Origin of the sequence: Sulfitobacter sp. SBS6, assembly GCF_048285585.1 — a bacterium.
Taxonomy (GTDB): domain Bacteria; phylum Pseudomonadota; class Alphaproteobacteria; order Rhodobacterales; family Rhodobacteraceae; genus Sulfitobacter; species Sulfitobacter pontiacus.
Genome location: NZ_JBLWBA010000005.1, coordinates 542218 through 559533, shown reverse-complemented (window position 1 = coordinate 559533; position 17316 = coordinate 542218). Strand labels below are relative to the sequence as shown.

Annotated in this window: 24 protein-coding genes; 21 read left to right on the top strand and 3 right to left on the bottom strand. The window is 62.6% G+C overall.

The window, feature by feature from the left end:
• Positions 1 to 3: 3 nt before the first annotated feature.
• Together rpsR and rpsF are read right to left on the bottom strand one after the other, a co-directional pair.
• Positions 4 to 231, bottom strand: coding sequence for a 30S ribosomal protein S18 (rpsR, locus tag ACNQ62_RS06095; RefSeq protein WP_005852865.1), 228 nt, complete (start codon positions 229 to 231; stop codon positions 4 to 6).
• A 29-nt stretch (positions 232 to 260) separates the two neighbouring features.
• Positions 261 to 623, bottom strand: a complete 363-nt coding sequence (rpsF, locus tag ACNQ62_RS06090; RefSeq protein WP_005852867.1) for a 30S ribosomal protein S6 — start codon at positions 621 to 623, stop codon at positions 261 to 263.
• Positions 624 to 914: 291 nt separating this feature from the next.
• Here rpsF and ACNQ62_RS06085 point away from each other — a divergent pair, with 291 nt between their 5' ends.
• Positions 915 to 1409 (top strand): hypothetical protein, encoded by a 495-nt coding sequence (locus ACNQ62_RS06085; RefSeq protein WP_304950481.1) that lies wholly within the window; start codon positions 915 to 917, stop codon positions 1407 to 1409.
• A gap of 152 nt (positions 1410 to 1561) precedes the next feature.
• Complete coding sequence (locus tag ACNQ62_RS06080; RefSeq protein WP_174226624.1) at positions 1562 to 2131, top strand: YceI family protein; 570 nt, start codon at positions 1562 to 1564, stop codon at positions 2129 to 2131.
• A 72-nt stretch (positions 2132 to 2203) separates the two neighbouring features.
• On the opposite strand, the gene ACNQ62_RS06075 is transcribed toward ACNQ62_RS06080, so the two are convergent.
• Positions 2204 to 3415, bottom strand: coding sequence for a cytochrome b/b6 domain-containing protein (locus ACNQ62_RS06075; protein WP_418094423.1), 1212 nt, complete (start codon positions 3413 to 3415; stop codon positions 2204 to 2206).
• 147 nt (positions 3416 to 3562) lie between these two features.
• Between ACNQ62_RS06075 and fabD the strand changes: the two genes are divergently transcribed.
• The 19 genes from fabD (at position 3563) to ACNQ62_RS05980 (ending at position 17307) form a co-directional block, all read left to right on the top strand.
• Positions 3563 to 4495, top strand: coding sequence for an ACP S-malonyltransferase (fabD, locus tag ACNQ62_RS06070; RefSeq protein WP_340243429.1), 933 nt, complete (start codon positions 3563 to 3565; stop codon positions 4493 to 4495).
• 24 nt (positions 4496 to 4519) lie between these two features.
• Positions 4520 to 5257: a 3-oxoacyl-[acyl-carrier-protein] reductase gene (gene fabG, locus ACNQ62_RS06065; protein WP_005852879.1), complete on the top strand. Its 738-nt coding sequence runs from the start codon at positions 4520 to 4522 to the stop codon at positions 5255 to 5257.
• 201 nt (positions 5258 to 5458) lie between these two features.
• Entirely contained in the window at positions 5459 to 5692 is a 234-nt protein-coding gene (locus ACNQ62_RS06060; RefSeq protein ID WP_005852881.1) for an acyl carrier protein, read from the top strand.
• Positions 5693 to 5871: 179 nt separating this feature from the next.
• Complete coding sequence (locus ACNQ62_RS06055; protein ID WP_418094422.1) at positions 5872 to 6405, top strand: GNAT family N-acetyltransferase; 534 nt, start codon at positions 5872 to 5874, stop codon at positions 6403 to 6405.
• 87 nt (positions 6406 to 6492) lie between these two features.
• Positions 6493 to 7752, top strand: a complete 1260-nt coding sequence (gene fabF / locus ACNQ62_RS06050; RefSeq protein ID WP_074635104.1) for a beta-ketoacyl-ACP synthase II — start codon at positions 6493 to 6495, stop codon at positions 7750 to 7752.
• Positions 7752 to 8936 (top strand): endolytic transglycosylase MltG, encoded by a 1185-nt coding sequence (gene mltG / locus ACNQ62_RS06045; RefSeq protein ID WP_037962731.1) that lies wholly within the window; start codon positions 7752 to 7754, stop codon positions 8934 to 8936. Before fabF ends, mltG begins: the two co-directional genes overlap by 1 nt.
• Before the next feature lie 210 nt (positions 8937 to 9146).
• Positions 9147 to 9491 carry a hypothetical protein gene (locus tag ACNQ62_RS06040; RefSeq protein WP_240790778.1) on the top strand — a complete coding sequence of 115 codons (345 nt, stop codon included), beginning with the start codon at positions 9147 to 9149 and terminating at the stop codon, positions 9489 to 9491.
• Between the two features lie 52 nt (positions 9492 to 9543).
• On the top strand, positions 9544 to 10770 hold the full coding sequence (locus tag ACNQ62_RS06035) for a DNA-packaging protein (protein WP_418094697.1): 1227 nt from the start codon (positions 9544 to 9546) through the stop codon (positions 10768 to 10770).
• Positions 10771 to 10918: 148 nt separating this feature from the next.
• Complete coding sequence (locus ACNQ62_RS06030) at positions 10919 to 12094, top strand: phage portal protein (RefSeq protein ID WP_418094421.1); 1176 nt, start codon at positions 10919 to 10921, stop codon at positions 12092 to 12094.
• Positions 12087 to 12311, top strand: a complete 225-nt coding sequence (locus tag ACNQ62_RS06025; protein WP_005852894.1) for a GTA head formation protein, RCAP_rcc01685 family — start codon at positions 12087 to 12089, stop codon at positions 12309 to 12311. Before ACNQ62_RS06030 ends, ACNQ62_RS06025 begins: the two co-directional genes overlap by 8 nt.
• 25 nt (positions 12312 to 12336) lie before the next feature.
• Positions 12337 to 12951 (top strand): HK97 family phage prohead protease, encoded by a 615-nt coding sequence (locus tag ACNQ62_RS06020; RefSeq protein WP_081858784.1) that lies wholly within the window; start codon positions 12337 to 12339, stop codon positions 12949 to 12951.
• A 4-nt stretch (positions 12952 to 12955) separates the two neighbouring features.
• Positions 12956 to 14131, top strand: a complete 1176-nt coding sequence (locus tag ACNQ62_RS06015; protein ID WP_418094420.1) for a phage major capsid protein — start codon at positions 12956 to 12958, stop codon at positions 14129 to 14131.
• 156 nt (positions 14132 to 14287) lie between these two features.
• Positions 14288 to 14884, top strand: coding sequence for a head-tail connector protein (locus ACNQ62_RS06010; protein WP_317938000.1), 597 nt, complete (start codon positions 14288 to 14290; stop codon positions 14882 to 14884).
• Positions 14881 to 15219 carry a head-tail adaptor protein gene (locus tag ACNQ62_RS06005; RefSeq protein ID WP_418094419.1) on the top strand — a complete coding sequence of 113 codons (339 nt, stop codon included), beginning with the start codon at positions 14881 to 14883 and terminating at the stop codon, positions 15217 to 15219. Before ACNQ62_RS06010 ends, ACNQ62_RS06005 begins: the two co-directional genes overlap by 4 nt.
• Positions 15216 to 15626: a DUF3168 domain-containing protein gene (locus ACNQ62_RS06000; RefSeq protein ID WP_418094418.1), complete on the top strand. Its 411-nt coding sequence runs from the start codon at positions 15216 to 15218 to the stop codon at positions 15624 to 15626. Before ACNQ62_RS06005 ends, ACNQ62_RS06000 begins: the two co-directional genes overlap by 4 nt.
• A gap of 34 nt (positions 15627 to 15660) precedes the next feature.
• Positions 15661 to 16101: a phage major tail protein, TP901-1 family gene (locus ACNQ62_RS05995; protein ID WP_418094417.1), complete on the top strand. Its 441-nt coding sequence runs from the start codon at positions 15661 to 15663 to the stop codon at positions 16099 to 16101.
• A 2-nt stretch (positions 16102 to 16103) separates the two neighbouring features.
• Positions 16104 to 16418: a gene transfer agent family protein gene (locus ACNQ62_RS05990; RefSeq protein ID WP_009826749.1), complete on the top strand. Its 315-nt coding sequence runs from the start codon at positions 16104 to 16106 to the stop codon at positions 16416 to 16418.
• Complete coding sequence (locus tag ACNQ62_RS05985) at positions 16415 to 16648, top strand: rcc01693 family protein (protein ID WP_340270073.1); 234 nt, start codon at positions 16415 to 16417, stop codon at positions 16646 to 16648. The genes ACNQ62_RS05990 and ACNQ62_RS05985 overlap by 4 nt, the downstream gene beginning before the upstream one ends.
• Positions 16648 to 17307, top strand: a complete 660-nt coding sequence (locus tag ACNQ62_RS05980) for a phage tail tape measure protein (RefSeq protein ID WP_418094416.1) — start codon at positions 16648 to 16650, stop codon at positions 17305 to 17307. The genes ACNQ62_RS05985 and ACNQ62_RS05980 overlap by 1 nt, the downstream gene beginning before the upstream one ends.
• Positions 17308 to 17316: the final 9 nt, after the last annotated feature.

Here is a 17316-nt window from a genome sequence, read left to right as displayed (position 1 = left end):
TCCTTACTTAACGGCGTAGGGCAGCAGGGCGAGGAAGCGGGCGCGTTTGATGGCACGGGCCAATTCACGCTGCTTTTTCGCGGAGACTGCGGTGATGCGGGAAGGAACGATTTTGCCGCGCTCAGAGATGTAGCGCTGCAGAAGACGTGTGTCTTTGTAATCGATTGCCGGTGCGTTGTCGCCCGAGAAGGGGCAGACCTTACGACGGCGGAAAAATGGTTTAGCGGCCATGGTTTATGTCCTTTATTGCAAGCTGATGATCAACGACGTTCGCGGCGTTCGCCACGCTCAGGGCGCTCGTCACGTTTCTGCATCTGAACCGATGGCAGCTCTTTGTGCTCATCAACTTTGATGGTCAGAACGCGCATCACGTCATCATGCAAACGCATCAGGCGTTCCATTTCCTGTACGGCGGTCGCTGGTGCGTCCGAACGCAGGAAGGCATAGTGGCCCTTGCGGTTTTTGTTGATCTTGTAGGCCATCGTTTTGACGCCCCAGTATTCGCTGTCGACGAGCTTGCCGTCGTTGTCAGCCAAAACTGTGCCAAAATGTTCGATAAGGCCTTCTGCTTGCGTGTTGGACAAGTCCTGACGCGCAATCATAACATGCTCATAAAGCGGCATGTGCACTCCTATTTATATCAAGGCGCATTTCATAGGCAGGGCATTTGCGTTTTGCGGCCCCACCACGAGAGTCTGCGCGGTTCAAAAGATGATGCAAAACGAAGGGCCGATATACACGGTTTTGCAGGCAGGGCAAGGGTGCGTTGGCGCTATGGCACGGGCGTCTATCGATTTGGAGCGGATGATCCTTTGAAAAGTACCACTTCGATCACGGTCGCGCCTCTTTTTCGTCATGAACCCATACGAGAACTGCAGCGGAGATCACACGGTTAAGCAAGGTTTATCAGAGCAATGGGCGCAGTTACGAATTTCTCGGCGGATAGTCTTCAGTTTTCGGCACAGGCCGGGATGGTAGATGGCTCTCGGGCGGTGGTGCGCAGCGTCCAGCGGTTGCTGGGGGCGGCCTTGGTACTGGCGGCGTCGGGGTTGTGGCTGACGCCGGGGTCGAACTTTGGGTCAGATGTGATGCTGCTCAAGGTCGGGCTGTCGGCGCTGTCCGTGATGTTGGGGGCAAGCCTTTTGCTGTCGGGGCAAAAGCCCGCGCTGCCCGAGATCCAGATCGACACGCTGCGGCGCGAGCTGCGTTTGGTGCGTCCGCGCACGATGGGGGCGCAACGGGTGCTGCAACGCTGCAGTTTTGGCGATCTGGGACGGGTGGAGCGTGTGGGCCGCAACTTTCACTTCTGGGACGGGCGCGGCAATTTCATCGTTGATGTCCATATCGCAGAGCGCCGCGTGGTCGATAACCTGACCTTTAGCCTGCGCGACTCGGGTCAGGCGATCTGATCGTAGCTAGGTCGATATGTGCGTGTTTATGCATGTCTGACGCGCGACTGTTCGCCAATGCGCACTAACTGTTGAACACTGCTGGGTTGCTGAAACGCTGAAATGCTTCATGTATGGTGCAGACAAACGCCAACAGGAGTATTCCAATGACCATGAAGTCTGTCCTTCTTGCCACCGCCCTGACACTGGGTGCCACCTCTGCTTTCGCCGCCGAGAAATATGTGCTGGACGCAAGCCATAGCCAGATCGTTTTTACCTATAACCACCTTGGGTTCTCGACCACCACGTCGATGTTCAGCGGTTTTGACGGTGAAATCATGCTGGACGAGGCAGAGCCCGCGAACTCCTCTGTCTCCGTATCTTTCCCGGTCAAAGACATGATCACCGGCTGGGAGCCTCGCACAGAACACTTCATGACCGCTGATTTCTTTGGCGCTGAAGATGGCGACATGGTGACGTTTGAATCGACCGGTATCGAGGTCACAGGTGAAAAGACCGCGTTGATCACCGGTGATCTGACCATGAACGACGTAACCAAATCCGTAGTGCTGGATGCAAAGCTGAACCAGATGGGCGAGCATCCGATGGCCAAGAAGCCTTGGGCCGGTTTCGACGCGACGACCACGGTCACACGCACCGATTTCAACCTTGGTCAGTTCGCGCCTTTCGTCAGCGACGAAGTGCAAGTGAACATCTCTATCGAAGCGATGAAGGCTGAATAAGCTTTCCACCGTTTATTGAGAAACGAGAACGCCGGGGCAGGACCCCGGCGTTTTTGCGTTTATGGGGCGGGATTACTGCCCGCGTGTGGCGGTGAGGTCGATATTCACCGTGACGCTAAAGGCCAGCGTGCTTTCGTCCGTCACGGTTTCCCCGATGCCAAAGTTGCGGCGGTCCAGCGTGGTGGAGCCTGACATCCGGGCGGTGTCCTCCTCCAACGTCAGGGTGAAAGGCAGGTCGACCGGCATCGTCTGATCCTTGATTGTCAGGCTGCCCGCTGCGACATAGCCGTCGGCGGTGGCATTGATATCGGCCTGAAACGTCGCGGTGGGGAAAGCCTCGCTGTTGAAGAAATCGGCCCCCATCGCCTGATCCGTCACCGACCCGAGGCTCAGCGACGGGATCGCGACCGTGGTCGTTACGTCGCCCGCTTTGCCGGATTGTACGGTGTCGTCAAATGTGATCGCGGATGTCCAATCGGCAAAGCTACCAGCCACGACGGACCCGAACTGCGTGACCTCTAGCGCGATGGTCCCATCCTGCACCTGCCAGTCAGAGGCGACATCTTCTAGCGCGGCGGTTTCGGTCGGGGCGGGTTGATCGCTTTGCTGGCCCAAGCCAAGGCCCAGCCCCAGCCCAACGGCAATCGCGGCGACCCAGACCACAGTGGCCGTGATCACCGGCGCGGCAGTGTGGTGCTGCGCAGGCAGCGGGCCGACGACGGCTTCGCCCGGCAACATCCGCCGCAGGGTCGAATCGCGGTCCACAACGTGGTGCTTCACCGCGCCAGCGATATGCAGGATCAACGCGCCGATCAGCAGTTTGCCCGAGATGACGTGCAGCGCGCCGAAGGCGTGCTCTACAGTTGTGTTCTTGGGGATAAACGGCAGCGACTGCCCCAGCGGCCACCAGATTGGCGCAAAGCCAGAGGCGGCGGCGTGGTTGATCCAGCCGGCCAGCGGGACGATCACCAGCGACCCATAGAGCACCCAATGCACCGTTTCCGCCAGCCAGCTTTCAAGACGGTGATCCGCGTTCAGCAGCCCCGGTTTGGGTTGGGTATAGGCCCAGACGATGCGGGCAAGGGCGACAAAGAAGACCGTCACGCCCAGTGTTTTGTGCAGCGAGAACAGCCACGCTTTGCGGGTCAGCGCCGCTTGCGTATCGTGGGGCAGATCGCTGGCATAAAGGCCAAGGGCGATCAGGGTGAGGATCAGCAGGGCGGTGAGCCAGTGAAAGAACTTGGTCACCCCGCCATAGCGGATTGAGGTATTGGTTAAGGCCATCTGGGTGCTCCGTCGCGAAATGGGGTGGTTTCTCCATACTGCAACGGGGCTTGGGGACCAATGCGGATCAGCGCACAGTCGCCGTGCAGGCTTGTTTGACGGCCACCCACGCGCTAAAGCGCTGGAAACGCAAATTCGGGGGACTTTATGACCATTGCATTCGTATATCCGGGCCAAGGCGCGCAAACCATCGGTATGGGCCGCGATCTGGCCGACGCCTATCCGGCGGCAAAGGCCGTGTTTGACGAGGTGGACGAAGCCTTGGGCGAAAAGCTGTCGACACTGATCTGGGAAGGCGAGGCGGAGGAGCTGACGCTGACACAGAACGCGCAGCCCGCCTTGATGGCGACATCAATGGCGGCGATGGCGGCGTTGAAGGCCGAAGGCGTTACCGTCGACAAGGCGGCCTATGTCGCCGGCCATTCGCTGGGTGAATATGCCGCACTCTGCGCGGCGGGGACATTCTCGCTTGCCGATACGGCGCGGTTGCTGCGCATCCGGGGGCGCGCGATGCAGGCGGCTGTGCCCGTGGGGCAGGGCGCTATGGCCGCCCTTCTGGGGCTGAGCTTTGATCAGGCCGAGGCCGTCGCCGCAGAGGCCGCACAGGGCGAGGTCTGTCAGGTCGCCAATCAGAACGATCCGGCGCAGAATGTCGTTTCGGGCAGCAAGGCTGCCGTGGAACGCGCGATTGATCTGGCAAAAGCGGCTGGTGCCAAGCGCGCGCTGCTTTTGCCTGTGTCCGCCCCGTTCCACTGTGCCCTGATGGCCCCCGCCGCAGAAGAGATGGCCGGTGCGCTGGCGGATGTGACAATGAACGCCCCCGCCGTGCCCGTTGTGGCGAATGTGGTGGCCGAGGCGGTCACCGATCCCGAACAGATCCGCAAGCTGCTGATCGAACAGGTCACCGGTCAGGTGCGCTGGATGTCGTCGGTTGAATGGATGGGCGCGCAGGGCGTGACCGAGGTCTGGGAAATCGGCGCGGGCAAGGCGCTGTCCGGCATGATCCGCCGCATCAACAAGGAAATCACCTGCGTGAACATTGGCACCGCTGCCGATGCCGCTGCCGTGAAAACAGCCTGAGACAGGCTGCGAAAGGAATTACATATGTTTGATCTTACTGGAAAAAATGCGCTGGTCACCGGGGCTTCGGGTGGTATCGGCGCGGAAATCGCGCGCAGCCTGCATGCCCGTGGCGCGACCGTGGGCCTGTCCGGCACCCGCACCGAACCTCTTGAGGCGCTGGCCGCCGAACTGGGCGAGCGCGCCCATGTGCTGCCCTGTAACCTGAGCGATATGGACGCCGTTGACGCGCTGCCCAAACAGGCGGCCGAAGCGATGGGATCGGTTGATATTCTGGTCAATAACGCCGGCATCACCCGCGACAACCTGTTCATGCGCATGTCGGATGATGAATGGAATTCGGTCCTGAACGTCAACCTGACCGCGACGTTCAAGCTGTGCAAAGGCGTGATGCGCGGGATGATGAAGGCGCGTTGGGGCCGGATCGTGAATATCTCGAGCGTGGTCGGGGCCACCGGTAACCCCGGTCAGGCGAACTATGCCGCGTCTAAGGCCGGTATGGTGGGCATGTCCAAATCGCTTGCCTATGAGGTTGCCAGCCGCGGGATCACCGTGAACGCTGTCGCCCCCGGTTTCATTACCACGGCAATGACGGACAAGCTGACCGACGACCAAAAGGCGGGAATCATGGGGCAAATCCCTGCGGGCCGTATGGGCGAAGCATCCGAAATCGCGTCGGCTGTTGTCTATCTGGCAAGCGCGGAAGCCGCCTATGTTACAGGAACCACCTTGCATGTGAACGGCGGCATGGCCATGTTGTGACCCTGCGCTGCAAAGCGTTTGCCAAATCTGCGTCTTGTGCTAAATGGGGCGCAGAATCCATCATAGGGAGGCTTGATTGCCCCCCTTACCTTGTGACAACAAGGGCCATAGCCGCCCCTCGGGGCACGATCCATACGGACCACATAAGGTTCTGACGGAAACAGAAGAGGGCAGGATTGCCCGAATGAATGAGGACTGAATATGAGCGACGTCGCAGACCGCGTAAAGAAGATCGTTGTAGAGCACCTGGGTGTTGAAGAAGACAAAGTTGTTGAGAACGCATCGTTCATCGACGATCTTGGCGCAGACAGCCTCGACACTGTTGAGCTGGTTATGGCGTTCGAAGAAGAGTTCGGCATCGAGATCCCCGATGACGCAGCCGAGAACATCCAGACCTTCGGCGACGCGGTCAAGTTCATCAAAGAAGCGTCCTAAGACGTTTTCGCCAGCCGCAGCCTCATAGGCGTCGCGGCGGCACGAGATTTAGAGAACGGCGTTCTTCCTAGCGGAAGGGCGCCGTTTTTGCTTGGGGGGACCGCGCGTCACTTGTGTTGCGCGGGCTGCGGCGTGACACTGACGGTGACAGAAATTCAAGCGTGAAGGTAATTCACCATATGTCGCGATCAGTACCGACCATCAATACCGCCCGTCTCACCCTGCGCGCCATGCGGGCCGAAGACTTCCCCCGTTATGCTGACATCTGGGCCACGCCCGCCGTGGTGACCCAAATTACCGGCAAGCCCAAACCCAAGGCCGAAAGCTGGGATGCGTTTCTGCGCAATGCGGGCCATTGGCAGATTGTCGGGTTTGGGCAATGGGCGATCCAGTCGCGCGGCACCCGCGAGCTGGAAGGTCAGGTCGGGTTTTTCTTTGGTTCCCGCGGGTTTGGCGACGATTTCGATCCCTTTCCCGAGGCCGGCTGGGTGCTGGCCCCCGAAGCGCAGGGCACGGGGCTGGGGCTGGAAGCCGCGCGCGCGGCGCATGACTGGTTCGACCGCGTGGTGACGGGGCGCACGGTGTGCATGATCGCCGTGGCGAATGCATCGTCGCTGCGTCTGGCCGAGACCTTGGGATATACCGCGCTGCGCGACATAGAGCTTGACGGCGACAAGATACGTCTGATGACGCGCAAAGGCCCGCCGGTCTGACCGTGGCTTGGGCGCTTCGCGTCTTGAAATTTACGGTCTCGGCAAGGTATAGCCGGTCAACGCAAAGAAACACCAAGGGGCTTGGATATGCGCAGAGTAGTAGTGACAGGTTTGGGATTGGTAACTCCGTTGGCCGATGGCGTGGAGGCCAGCTGGTCCAGAATTTTGGATGGTCAGTCCGGGGCGGGCAAGATCACGGGCTTCGATCCCAGCAAGCTGGTCACTCAATACGCCTGCGAAGTGCCGCTTGGCGACGGTACGGATGGTACCTTTAACGGCGACAAGTATATGGAGCCGAAAGAACAGCGCAAAGTGGATACCTTTATCCTGTTCGGCATGGCCGCAGCACAGCAAGCGGTCGAGGATTCCGGCTGGATGCCCACGGACCGCGAAGATCTGGAACGCACCGGCGTCTTGATCGGGTCGGGCATCGGGGGCCTGAACTCTATCGCGAACACTGCCGTGATGATGCACGAGAAAGGCCCGCGCCGCGTAAGCCCGTTCTTTGTGCCCGGCGCGCTGATCAACCTGATCTCGGGTCAGGTGTCGATTCGCTATGGATTCCGCGGCCCGAACCATTCGGTTGTGACCGCCTGTTCCACCGGTGCCCATGCGATTGGTGACGCAAGCCGTCTGATCCAGCATGGCGACGCGGATGTGATGATTGCCGGCGGGGCCGAGGCCGCGATTTGCGAGATCGGCATGGCGGGCTTCAACGCCTGTAAAGCGCTGTCCACCAAGCGGGGCGACGACCCCACCAAGGCAAGCCGCCCCTATGACGCGGATCGTGACGGTTTCGTCATGGGCGAGGGCGCGGGTATTGTCGTGCTGGAAGAATACGAACACGCCAAGGCCCGCGGTGCCAAGATCTATGCCGAGGTGCTGGGGTATGGTCTGTCGGGCGATGCCTATCACATCACCGCCCCCGCCGAGGATGGCGACGGGGCCGAACGGTCCATGCGCAACGCCCTGCGTGGTGCCGGGCTGGAGCCAAAAGACATCGACTATATCAACGCGCATGGCACATCGACCATGGCTGATGTGATCGAACTGGGTGCGGTCGAGCGGATGCTGGGCGACGCGGTTGAGACGGTTACCATGTCGTCGACGAAATCCGCGACAGGTCACCTGTTGGGGGCTGCTGGCGCGATCGAGGCGATCTTCTCTATCCTCGCGATCCGCGATCAGGTGGCCCCACCGACCATCAACCTCGACAATCCTGCGGTTGAAACCAAGATCGATCTGGCCCCGAACAAGAAGGTCGAGCGCAAGATTGATGTCGCGCTGAGCAACTCTTTCGGCTTTGGTGGCACCAATGCGAGCGTGATCTTCGGGAAAGCATCCTAATGTGGCGTCATATCGCGTCTAACGCTGTTACGTTTCTGATTTTAGGCTTGTTTTTGTTAGGCGGGATTATCCTGTGGGGGCGGGGGCAGTATGATGCCCCCGGTCCGCTGTCGCAGGCGATCTGCCTGCAGGTGGAGCGCGGGTCGAACATGCGTGCCGTGGGCGATGATCTTGCTACGCAAGAGGCCGTAAGCTCGGCTGCGATTTTCCGTCTTGGGGCGGAGTATGAGGAAAAGACCCGCGACCTGAAGGCGGGGAGCTTTCTGATCCAGCCCGAAGCCTCGATGAAAGAGATCGTGGACACCGTGACACGCGGCGGGGCAAGCACCTGCGGTACCGAAGTTGTCTACCGCATCGGTGTGAACCGCATCAGCACGCAGGTGCGCGAGCTGGACCCCGCAACAAGCCGTTTCGTCGAGCGTGCCGAATTCACCCCCGGTGAGGATGAGGTGCCAGAGGTCTATACCCAGACCAAGGCGAAGGCCGACACGCGGTTCCGCATCGCGATGGCAGAGGGCGTGACAAGCTGGCAGGTGGCCGAGGCGTTGAAAGCCATTGATCTGCTGTCAGGCGAGATCGCGGCGGTACCTTCGGAGGGATCTTTGGCCCCCGACAGCTATGAGGTGTCCGAAGGGGACGACCGCGCCGAAATCCTGACGCGTATGGCCGCGGCACAAGAACAGCGTTTGGCTGAAGCCTGGGAGGCTCGCGATCCGGGGCTGCCTGTCGAGACGCCTGAGGAACTGTTGATCCTTGCCTCTATCGTCGAGAAGGAAACCGGCGTACCGGAAGAGCGCGAACAGGTGGCGAGCGTTTTCGTCAACCGTTTGAACCAGGGCATGCGTCTGCAGACGGACCCGACCGTGATCTACGGGATCACCAACGGGCAGGGCGTCTTGGGGCGTGGTCTGCGCCGCAGCGAGCTGCGCAAGGAGACTCCGTTCAACACCTACGTCATCGACGCGTTGCCACCGACGCCCATTGCGAACCCCGGACGTGCGAGCCTGATGGCTGCGGCACAACCGGCCAGCGAGGACTATGTTTTCTTCGTTGCCGATGGCACCGGCGGTCACGCATTTGCCGAGACATTGGAAGAGCATAACGCTAATGTCGCACGCTGGCGCCAGATCGAGGCGGAGCGTGGCGCGGAAGCGGCGGGCAATGCGTCGACGGGTGGAAACTAAGCGTCAGAGCGGGTGTAAGTTAGGAATTTGTTAACCATCGTAAGGGCTTGGAAGGTTTCGGTAACCTTGTTTTCCTTGACTTTGCGTCCGCTCTGACATAGAAATACGTCCATGCTAGAAGACATGGGCAAACGGCCCCGGATTAAGTTCCGGTGGCCGTTTTTTCGTGTCTGCTCGGGTTGGAGGTCCAAAACGAGAGGTAAGAGCAAGATGACGATGAATACCCCGGAACAGGAAATTGCTGCCAGCGAAGAGCAGCTTCAGGCGTTGCAGGTCGCGATCCGCGATTTGCGCCGCGAGATAGAGAGCCTGCGCGAACAGGCCCGATCCGGGGAGGAAGTAAACGAAACAGCAGCGTCGAAGGCATTGGGTAAGGCCAGTGGCATGGTGGCGACCTGCGTCAAGGTGGAGACCTATCTGAATGAGTGCAGAAACAGACAAGCGGGCATTGCCCGAGGGGGATACGCGCTGGACATGGAAAGGGCGCGGGCTGACATCGGGTGCAAGCTGGATCGGCTCCGCCGATGTTGCGGTGCAAGACCGGTTCCTGAATGACCTGGAGGAGGGAGAGCTTTTGGCTCTCCCTTTTTTGTTCGAGTTCTGGGCCATGCCGCATCAGCTGCCCCCCGACGGCGACTGGCGGTCCTGGGTGATCATGGGCGGGCGCGGTGCGGGCAAGACGCGCGCGGGGGCGGAATGGGTGCGCGCGCAGGTCGAAGGGTCGCGGCCCTTGGATGCGGGGCGCTGTCGCCGTGTGGCGCTGGTGGGAGAGACCATCGAGCAGGTGCGCGAGGTGATGATCTTTGGCGACAGCGGGATATTGGCGTGCTCGCCCGCGGACCGGCGACCGGATTGGGAGGCGACGCGTAAGCGGTTGGTCTGGCCCAATGGGGCCGTGGCGACGGTGCATACGGCGCATGACCCAGAGGGGCTGCGCGGGCCGCAGTTTGACGCGGCCTGGGTGGATGAGCTGGCCAAGTGGAAGAAGGCGGAAGAGACGTGGGACCAATTGCAGTTCGCCTTGCGGCTGGGGGAGGATCCGCGGGTCTGTGTGACCACGACTCCGCGCAATGTCGGCGTATTGAAAAACCTGCTGGCGTCGCCGTCGACCGTGACCACCCATGCCCCGACAGAGGCGAATGCCGCGAACCTTGCGGGCTCTTTCTTGGAGGAGGTGCGGGCGCGCTATCGCGGGACGCGGTTGGGCCGACAGGAACTGGACGGTGTGCTGCTGGCTGATGCGGAAGGGGCGCTGTGGACCTCCGAGCGGATCGAGGCCGGGCGGGTGCGGGATGTGCCCTTGTTGGACCGGATCGTCGTGGGGTTGGACCCTGCCACCACCGCCGGCGCGGGGTCGGATGAATGCGGGTTCGTGGTGGTGGGCGCGCAGACCCAAGGCCCGCCGCAGGATTGGCGCGCCGTGGTGCTGGCCGATTGCACGGTGCAGGGGGCGACCCCGTCGGGATGGGCGCGCGCGGCGATCAGCGCGATGGCGCAGTACGGCGCAGATCGCCTTGTCGCCGAGGTCAATCAGGGCGGGCAGATGGTGGCGGAGGTCTTGCGTCAGGTCGACCCATTGGTGCCGGTCAAATCGGTCCATGCCAGCCGTGGCAAGGTCGCGCGGGCGGAGCCTGTGGCGGCACTTTATGAGCAGGGGCGCGTGGGGCATGTGGTGGGGTTGGACGCGCTGGAGGACCAGATGTGCCGGATGACAGCGCGGGGCTATGAGGGCGGCGGATCGCCTGATCGCGTCGATGCGCTGGTCTGGGCGCTGCATGAGCTGATGATCGAGCCTGCGGCACAGTGGCGGATGCCCGGGGTGCGTGGGTTGTGAGCGCGTTGCGGAGGAGAGCGGCCCTTCGGGGAGAGTTTAACGGGCAAAATGAAGCGCTGTTGCGGGCGGGGCGTTCGCTCTGGTCGGGCGGCGTTAAGGGATTGGTGAGATTTTCATGGGGCGGTCAATGAGCAGGGAGAGCAGCGGCATGGTTTTTGATTTTCTCAAACGGGGGGCGGTTGAGGTGGTTGCGGAGAAGAAAGCCTCTGCCACGGGGCCTGTCGTTGCGGTTCAGACCAGCGGGCGCGTGGCCTGGAGCCCGCGCGATGTGGTCAGCCTGACGCGCAGCGGGTTCTGCGGCAACCCTGTGGGGTTTCGGTCGGTGAAGCTGATTGCGGAGGCCGCGGCGGCCCTGCCGCTGGTGTTGCAGGACGCCGCGCAACGGTTCGAGGCGCATCCGCTGCTGGATCTGGTGGCACGGCCCAATGGGGCGCAGGGGCGTGCGGAGCTGCTGGAGGCGCTTTATGCGCAGCTGCTGTTAACGGGCAACGGCTATATCGAGGCGGTTGGCGCGGGGCCCGTGCCGGTGGAGCTACATGTCTTGCGGTCGGATCGCATGTCGGTGGTGCCGGGGGCGGATGGCTGGCCGGTGGCCTATGAATATGCCGTCGGCGGGCGCAAGCATCGGTTTGACGTGGCCGGGGATACGGCCGCGATCTGTCATATCAAGAATTTCCACCCGCAGGATGACCATTATGGGTTCAGCCCGTTGCAGGCGGCGGCGATGGCCTTGGATGTGCATGGCGCGGCCTCGCGCTGGAGCAAGGCCTTGCTGGACAATGCGGCGCGGCCATCGGGGGCGATTGTGTATCGCGGTGCGGAGGGGCAGGGCAAGCTGAGCGATGATCAGTATGACCGTCTGGTCAGCGAGATGGAGAGCCACCATCAAGGCGCGCGCAATGCGGGGCGGCCGATGCTGCTGGAAGGCGGGTTGGATTGGAAGCCGATGGGGTTTTCGCCCTCGGACATGGAGTTTCACAGCACCAAGGAGGCGGCGGCGCGGGAAGTGGCTCTGGCCTTTGGGGTGCCGCCGATGCTGCTGGGGATCGCGGGGGATGCGACCTATGCCAATTATCAGGAGGCGCATCGGGCGTTCTACCGGCTGACGGTCCTGCCTTTGGCCACGCGGGTTGGGGCCGCACTTGGTGCGTGGCTGGCGGGGTTCACCCATGAGGCAGTGACGTTGAAGCCCGATCTGGATCAGGTGCCCGCCCTGGCGCAGGAGCGTGACGCGCAATGGGCGCGGGTGGCGGGGGCGGATTTTCTGACGCAGGCGGAAAAGCGGTCCTTGTTGGGGCTGCCAGCGGTGGCGGCGGATGGTTGAGGAGATGGGATATGACCGGTTTGAATGTGCGCCGGGGTTGCGGTTGCAGGCGCATGAGAGGGTGAGCGCGATCCACCACGAGAATCTTTTGCAGCGGCTCGACCGCTTGGAAGAGATGATGGAGCGGCTGGAGCGGCGGTTGTGGTTGACCGTCTATGGTGTGGTCGCGGTGATTTTGGCGCAGGCGGTACAGTCGTTTCTGGTGGTCGCGCCGTAGCAATTTGAACGAAAGGGAGGGTGTCATGGAAGATGGCATGCGCTTCGGCCTCGGGTCGGAGAACGGGAGAGGTTTGCCCCATATGGGTGCTGGGTTGGAGCATAAGTTCGCGCGTTTCGACGAGGGGCTTGTGGTGGAGGGCGGCACCGAGATCAGCGGCTATGCCAGCCTGTTCGGGCGGGTCGATCAGGGTGGTGATCTGGTGGCACGGGGGGCTTATGGCGCCTCGCTGGCGGCGGCGCAGGCCGCGGGGCGGCGGATCAAGATGCTGTGGCAGCATGATCCGGCACAGCCCATCGGCGTGTGGGACGAGCTGCGCGAGGATGCGCGGGGGCTTTGGGTCAAGGGGCGGCTGCTGGACAGTGTGGCGCGGGGCCGCGAGGCGGCGGCCTTGATCGAGGCAGGGGCGATTGATGGCCTCAGCATCGGCTATCGCACGCAGCGGGCGGCCAAGAATGACGCGGGCCAGCGGGTGCTGCAGACCCTGGACCTGTGGGAGGTGTCGCTGGTGACCTTTCCCATGCTCCCCACGGCGCGGATCGCGGCCAAAGGGGATTTTATCGCCATCGGAGACGTCTTGCGCGGCATGGCCGGTGTCTTTGACGAGGCGCGGCGGAATTTGAAACGGAACGGAGGGTAAGCGGATGGAACGACACGAGGATGACATGGGCACCGAGCCCCGAGGCGCGGTCGAGGAGATGCGCCGCGCGGTGGGTGGATTTGTGCAGGATTTCACAGGGTTTCAGGACGAGATGACGACCAAGTTGCAACAAACAGAAGAGCGAATGACTATGTTGGATCGAAAGATGACTTTGCCTGCGCGCACACCATTGGCGGGGGTTGTGGACAGCGGTGCGCCGCATCAGAAGGCGCTGCATGCCTACATCCGCAACGGCGACGACGACGGGTTGCGCGGGCTTGAGCTGGAGAGCAAGGCGCTGTCTGCTGCGGTGAATTCGGATGGTGGCTATCTGGTGGACCCGCAGACCTCGGATCGGGTGAAATCGGTGTTGAATGCCACGGCCTCTATCCGGGCGATTGCGTCGGTGGTGCAGGTCGAGGCGACCTCTTACGACGTGCTGGTGGATCATGCGGATGTCGGGGCCGGTTGGGCGACAGAAACGGGGGCCGTGTCCGAGACCGATACGCCGCAGATCGACCGGATCACCATCCCGCTGCACGAGCTGAGCGCGCTGCCCAAAGCCTCGCAGCGGTTGCTGGATGACAGTGCCTTTGACATCGAAGCGTGGTTGGCGGGGCGGATCGCCGATAAATTCTCGCGGGCAGAGGCCGCAGCCTTTATCCACGGGGACGGGATCGACAAGCCCAAGGGGTTTCTGGCCCATGCCACGGTCGACAATGTGATCTGGGAGTGGGGCAATCTGGGCTATGTGCCCACCGGCGTCGCTGGCGAGATCACGGCGGATGCCGTGGTTGATCTGGTCTATGCGCTTGGGGCGCAGTACCGCGCGCAGGCCAGTTTTGTAATGAGCTCGAAGACCGCGGGCATTGTGCGCAAGCTCAAGGATCTGGACGGGCGGTTCCTGTGGTCTGACGGGATGACGCAGGGCCAGCCCGCGCGGCTGATGGGCTATCCGGTGCTGGTGGCCGAGGATATGCCCGATGTGGCGGCGGATTCATTCTCGGTCGCCTTCGGGGATTTTGCCGCCGGTTACACCGTAGCAGAGCGGCCCGACCTGCGGATCCTGCGCGATCCCTTCAGCGCCAAGCCGCATGTGCTGTTCTATGCCACCAAACGGGTGGGCGGCGACGTGAGCGACTTTGCCGCGATCAAGCTGCTGAAATTCGGCACCGCCTAAGGCGCGGGGTCGAACAGGGGGCTGGCGGTGGCTGGCCCCATCCCCCGGGCGCGCTGTGATGCGCCGGGTGCATTGCCTAGCTGCTGCCTCCGACCGAGCGATGCAGTCGGGGTGCGCGTTCGGGGGGCTTTGGCGGGCTAGATTTGGAGCGATGAGATGTTGATCGAAGAGACAGGGGTGGCGGAGGCCGATCTGCCGCTGGAGCCGTTCAAGGCGCATTTGCGGATGGGCAGCGGTTTTGGCACCGAAACCGTACAGGAGCCCGTTTTGGCGAGCTTTTTGCGCGCCGCCATTGCCGCGATTGAGGCGCGCACAGGTAAGGCGCTGATCTCGCGGTTGTTTACCATGACCGTGCAAGAATGGGCGGACCCGCAGGCGCAGGCTTTGCCCGTGGGGCCGGTCCGGCAGATCGTGAGCGTCACCGTGGTGGCGCGGGATGCGATGGAGACGGTGATCGAGCCGCAGCGCTATTGGTTGGTGCGCGATATGCAGGCGCCGTTGCTGAAGCCATCAGGGGCGATGCTGCCGTTCATTCCGCCGCAAGGGTCGGTGGAGGTCTTGTTCGAGGCGGGGCTTGGGGAAAGCTGGGGCGCTGTGCCCGCGGATTTGCAGCAGGCCGTGCTGATGCTGGCGGCGCATTACTATGAATACCGCCACGAGACCCGCCTTGGGGACGGCTGCATGCCCTTTGGGGTGAGCAGCCTGATCGAGCGCTACCGCCCGCTGCGGATCGGCTTGGGGGCACGCGCATGAGCCGGCTGTCGTTGAACCGCCGCCTGGTGTTGGAGGCGCAGGTGCCTCAGCCTGATGGCGCGGGCGGAGAGAGCCGGAGCTGGGTGCGTGTGGGGGATCTCTGGGCGGATGTCACGGCGCGGCGGGGCCGGCGTTTGGGGCGTGGCGGCATTGCGCTGAGCCCCGGGGTCTATGTGGTGACGGTACGCGGTGCGCCAGTGGGCGATCCCGCGCGCCCCTTGCCGCAGCAGCGCTTTCGCGAGGGCACACGGGTTTATCAGATCCAGTCGGTGGCCGAGCAGGACGCACAAGGACGGTATCTGGCCTGCCTGACCCATGAGGAGGTGGCGGTATGAGCTATGGCATGGGGTTTGCCCTGCAACAGGCGGTCTTTGGCGTGTTGAGCACGGATCAGGAGATCACGGCACTGGTGGGGGATGCGGTTTTTGATGCGGCTCCTGCGGGGGAGGTGCCGGCGCTTTATGTGCAGTTGGGGTCCGAAGCGGTGCGCGATGCCTCTGACGGGACGGGCGGCGGGGCGGAGCATCGGTTCACGGTTCTTGTCGTCACGCATCATGCGGGGTTCACCCCCGCGAAACAGGTGGCCGCTGCAGTGAGTGATGCGCTGGTCGGTGGGCAGTTTGGCCTGAGCCGCGGGCGGCTGGTGAGCTTGCGGTTCGAGCGGGCCGTCGCACGACAGGTCGCGGCGGATGCGCGCCGACAGATAGAGATGCGGTTCAGGGCGCGGGTTCAGGACGGCTGAGCCGAAGTTTCAGGAAACTAACAGGAGAGTGGATATGGCTGTTCAAGCGGGCAAAGATCTTTTGGTCAAGGTGGACATGACGAGCGATGGTCAGTTCGAAACGATCGCGGGGCTGCGTGCGACGCGGGTGAGCTTTAACGCGGAGCCGGTTGAGGTGACCTCGCTTGACAGTGAGGGGGGCTGGCGGGAGCTGCTGGCGGGCGCGGGCGTCCGATCTGCTGCAATCAGCGGGTCGGGGGTGTTTCGCGATGCGGGCACGGATGAACGAGCACGGCAGTTGTTTTTTGACGGGCTGACGCCGGATTTCCAGATCGTGATCCCCAGCTTCGGCATTATCGAGGGGCCGTTCCAGGTGGCGGCCATTGAATATGGCGGGTCGCTGAATGGGGAGGCGACCTATGAGCTGAGCCTGCAATCCGCGGGGCAGCTGAGCTTTACCGCGGATACGGAAGACGCGCCCGAGGGTGGGGTCTGATCATGGTGAACCGGTGGCGAGGGGATGTGGCGCTGGTGGTGAATGGTCAGCGACGCGTGGCACGGCTGACCCTCGGGGCCTTGGCCGAGCTGGAGGACGCGCTGGAGGAGCCGTCTTTGGTGGCTTTGGTCGAGCGGTTCGAGGGGCATCGGTTCAGCAGTCGGGATGTGCTGTTGCTGTTGGCCGCGGGGCTGCGTGCAGGGGGCACCGAGGTAAGTGCCGAGACGCTTGCGCAGGCCGAGATCGAGGGCGGGCCGGTGGCCGCTTCTCAGGCCGCCGCAGAGCTTTTGGCGCGTGCCTTTGTTGTGCCGGTATGAGCGTGCCCCCCGAGAGGACAAAGGCAGAGACCGCGCCGGGGATGGACTGGGCCGCGCTACTGCGGGCGGGGCTGAGGGGATTGTCGCTGACGCCCGATGCATTCTGGGCGCTCACCCCGGCAGAGCTGCAACTGATGCTTGGGAGCGAGGCGGGGCGGGCTCCGCTGTTGGGGGAGGGATTGGCAGCCTTGATGGCGGCTTATCCCGATAGGCAGAGAGAGGAAGACTGATGGCACAGGATGATACATTCGAGGGGCTAGAGGATGGCGCAGAGCGGTTGAATGAGGCGCTTGGCGCGACGGCCACGCTGGTGGCCGGTTTCGATGCCGAACTGCGCCGTATGCGCAGCGCATTGGCCGCGACAGGCAAGGATGTCGCGACGTTGGAGAAGGGGCTGAGCCGTGGATTACGCAGGGCCTTTGATGGTGTCGCGTTTGACGGGATGAAACTGTCGGATGCCCTGTCCACCGTGGCGCGGTCGATGGTGAACACGACCTACAACGCGGCGATGAAGCCGGTGTCCGATCACGTCGGCGGGCTGATCAGTCAAGGTGTGGGATCACTGGTGCAGGGAATACTCCCCTTTGCCGATGGGGCACCGTTTTCTCAGGGACGTGTGATGCCCTTTGCTCAAGGGGGGATTGTCAGCACCGCCACTGGCTTTGGCATGCGCGGGGGGATGGGGCTGATGGGCGAGGCCGGACCGGAGGCGATCATGCCCTTGGCACGGGGGCCGGACGGTAAGCTGGGTGTCAAAGGGGGCGCGAGCGGCGGGACGACCGTGGTCATGAACATCACCACCCCTGATGCGCAGGGATTCCAACGCAGTCAAAGCCAGATCGCCGCTCAGCTGAGCCGCGCGCTGAACGCTGGCAACCGTAACCGCTAGGGGAGCAAG

What these genes read in the sequence shown, in the direction of transcription:
- ACNQ62_RS05990 (WP_009826749.1), top strand. Translation starts at nt 16,104, where the DNA reads ATGGTGAACCGGTGGCGAGGGGATGTGGCGCTGGTGGTGAATGGTCAG.
- mltG (WP_037962731.1), top strand. Translation starts at nt 7,752, where the DNA reads ATGTGGCGTCATATCGCGTCTAACGCTGTTACGTTTCTGATTTTAGGC.
- rpsR (WP_005852865.1), bottom strand. Translation starts at nt 231, where the DNA reads ATGGCCGCTAAACCATTTTTCCGCCGTCGTAAGGTCTGCCCCTTCTCG.
- ACNQ62_RS06000 (WP_418094418.1), top strand. Translation starts at nt 15,216, where the DNA reads ATGAGCTATGGCATGGGGTTTGCCCTGCAACAGGCGGTCTTTGGCGTG.
- ACNQ62_RS06055 (WP_418094422.1), top strand. Translation starts at nt 5,872, where the DNA reads ATGTCGCGATCAGTACCGACCATCAATACCGCCCGTCTCACCCTGCGC.
- ACNQ62_RS06075 (WP_418094423.1), bottom strand. Translation starts at nt 3,415, where the DNA reads ATGGCCTTAACCAATACCTCAATCCGCTATGGCGGGGTGACCAAGTTC.
- ACNQ62_RS06030 (WP_418094421.1), top strand. Translation starts at nt 10,919, where the DNA reads ATGGTTTTTGATTTTCTCAAACGGGGGGCGGTTGAGGTGGTTGCGGAG.
- ACNQ62_RS06080 (WP_174226624.1), top strand. Translation starts at nt 1,562, where the DNA reads ATGAAGTCTGTCCTTCTTGCCACCGCCCTGACACTGGGTGCCACCTCT.
- ACNQ62_RS06040 (WP_240790778.1), top strand. Translation starts at nt 9,147, where the DNA reads ATGACGATGAATACCCCGGAACAGGAAATTGCTGCCAGCGAAGAGCAG.
- ACNQ62_RS05985 (WP_340270073.1), top strand. Translation starts at nt 16,415, where the DNA reads ATGAGCGTGCCCCCCGAGAGGACAAAGGCAGAGACCGCGCCGGGGATG.
- ACNQ62_RS06010 (WP_317938000.1), top strand. Translation starts at nt 14,288, where the DNA reads ATGTTGATCGAAGAGACAGGGGTGGCGGAGGCCGATCTGCCGCTGGAG.
- fabG (WP_005852879.1), top strand. Translation starts at nt 4,520, where the DNA reads ATGTTTGATCTTACTGGAAAAAATGCGCTGGTCACCGGGGCTTCGGGT.
- ACNQ62_RS06020 (WP_081858784.1), top strand. Translation starts at nt 12,337, where the DNA reads ATGGAAGATGGCATGCGCTTCGGCCTCGGGTCGGAGAACGGGAGAGGT.
- ACNQ62_RS05995 (WP_418094417.1), top strand. Translation starts at nt 15,661, where the DNA reads ATGGCTGTTCAAGCGGGCAAAGATCTTTTGGTCAAGGTGGACATGACG.
- ACNQ62_RS05980 (WP_418094416.1), top strand. Translation starts at nt 16,648, where the DNA reads ATGGCACAGGATGATACATTCGAGGGGCTAGAGGATGGCGCAGAGCGG.
- ACNQ62_RS06085 (WP_304950481.1), top strand. Translation starts at nt 915, where the DNA reads ATGGGCGCAGTTACGAATTTCTCGGCGGATAGTCTTCAGTTTTCGGCA.
- rpsF (WP_005852867.1), bottom strand. Translation starts at nt 623, where the DNA reads ATGCCGCTTTATGAGCATGTTATGATTGCGCGTCAGGACTTGTCCAAC.
- ACNQ62_RS06005 (WP_418094419.1), top strand. Translation starts at nt 14,881, where the DNA reads ATGAGCCGGCTGTCGTTGAACCGCCGCCTGGTGTTGGAGGCGCAGGTG.
- ACNQ62_RS06035 (WP_418094697.1), top strand. Translation starts at nt 9,544, where the DNA reads ATGCCGCATCAGCTGCCCCCCGACGGCGACTGGCGGTCCTGGGTGATC.
- ACNQ62_RS06015 (WP_418094420.1), top strand. Translation starts at nt 12,956, where the DNA reads ATGGAACGACACGAGGATGACATGGGCACCGAGCCCCGAGGCGCGGTC.
- ACNQ62_RS06060 (WP_005852881.1), top strand. Translation starts at nt 5,459, where the DNA reads ATGAGCGACGTCGCAGACCGCGTAAAGAAGATCGTTGTAGAGCACCTG.
- fabF (WP_074635104.1), top strand. Translation starts at nt 6,493, where the DNA reads ATGCGCAGAGTAGTAGTGACAGGTTTGGGATTGGTAACTCCGTTGGCC.
- fabD (WP_340243429.1), top strand. Translation starts at nt 3,563, where the DNA reads ATGACCATTGCATTCGTATATCCGGGCCAAGGCGCGCAAACCATCGGT.
- ACNQ62_RS06025 (WP_005852894.1), top strand. Translation starts at nt 12,087, where the DNA reads ATGGTTGAGGAGATGGGATATGACCGGTTTGAATGTGCGCCGGGGTTG.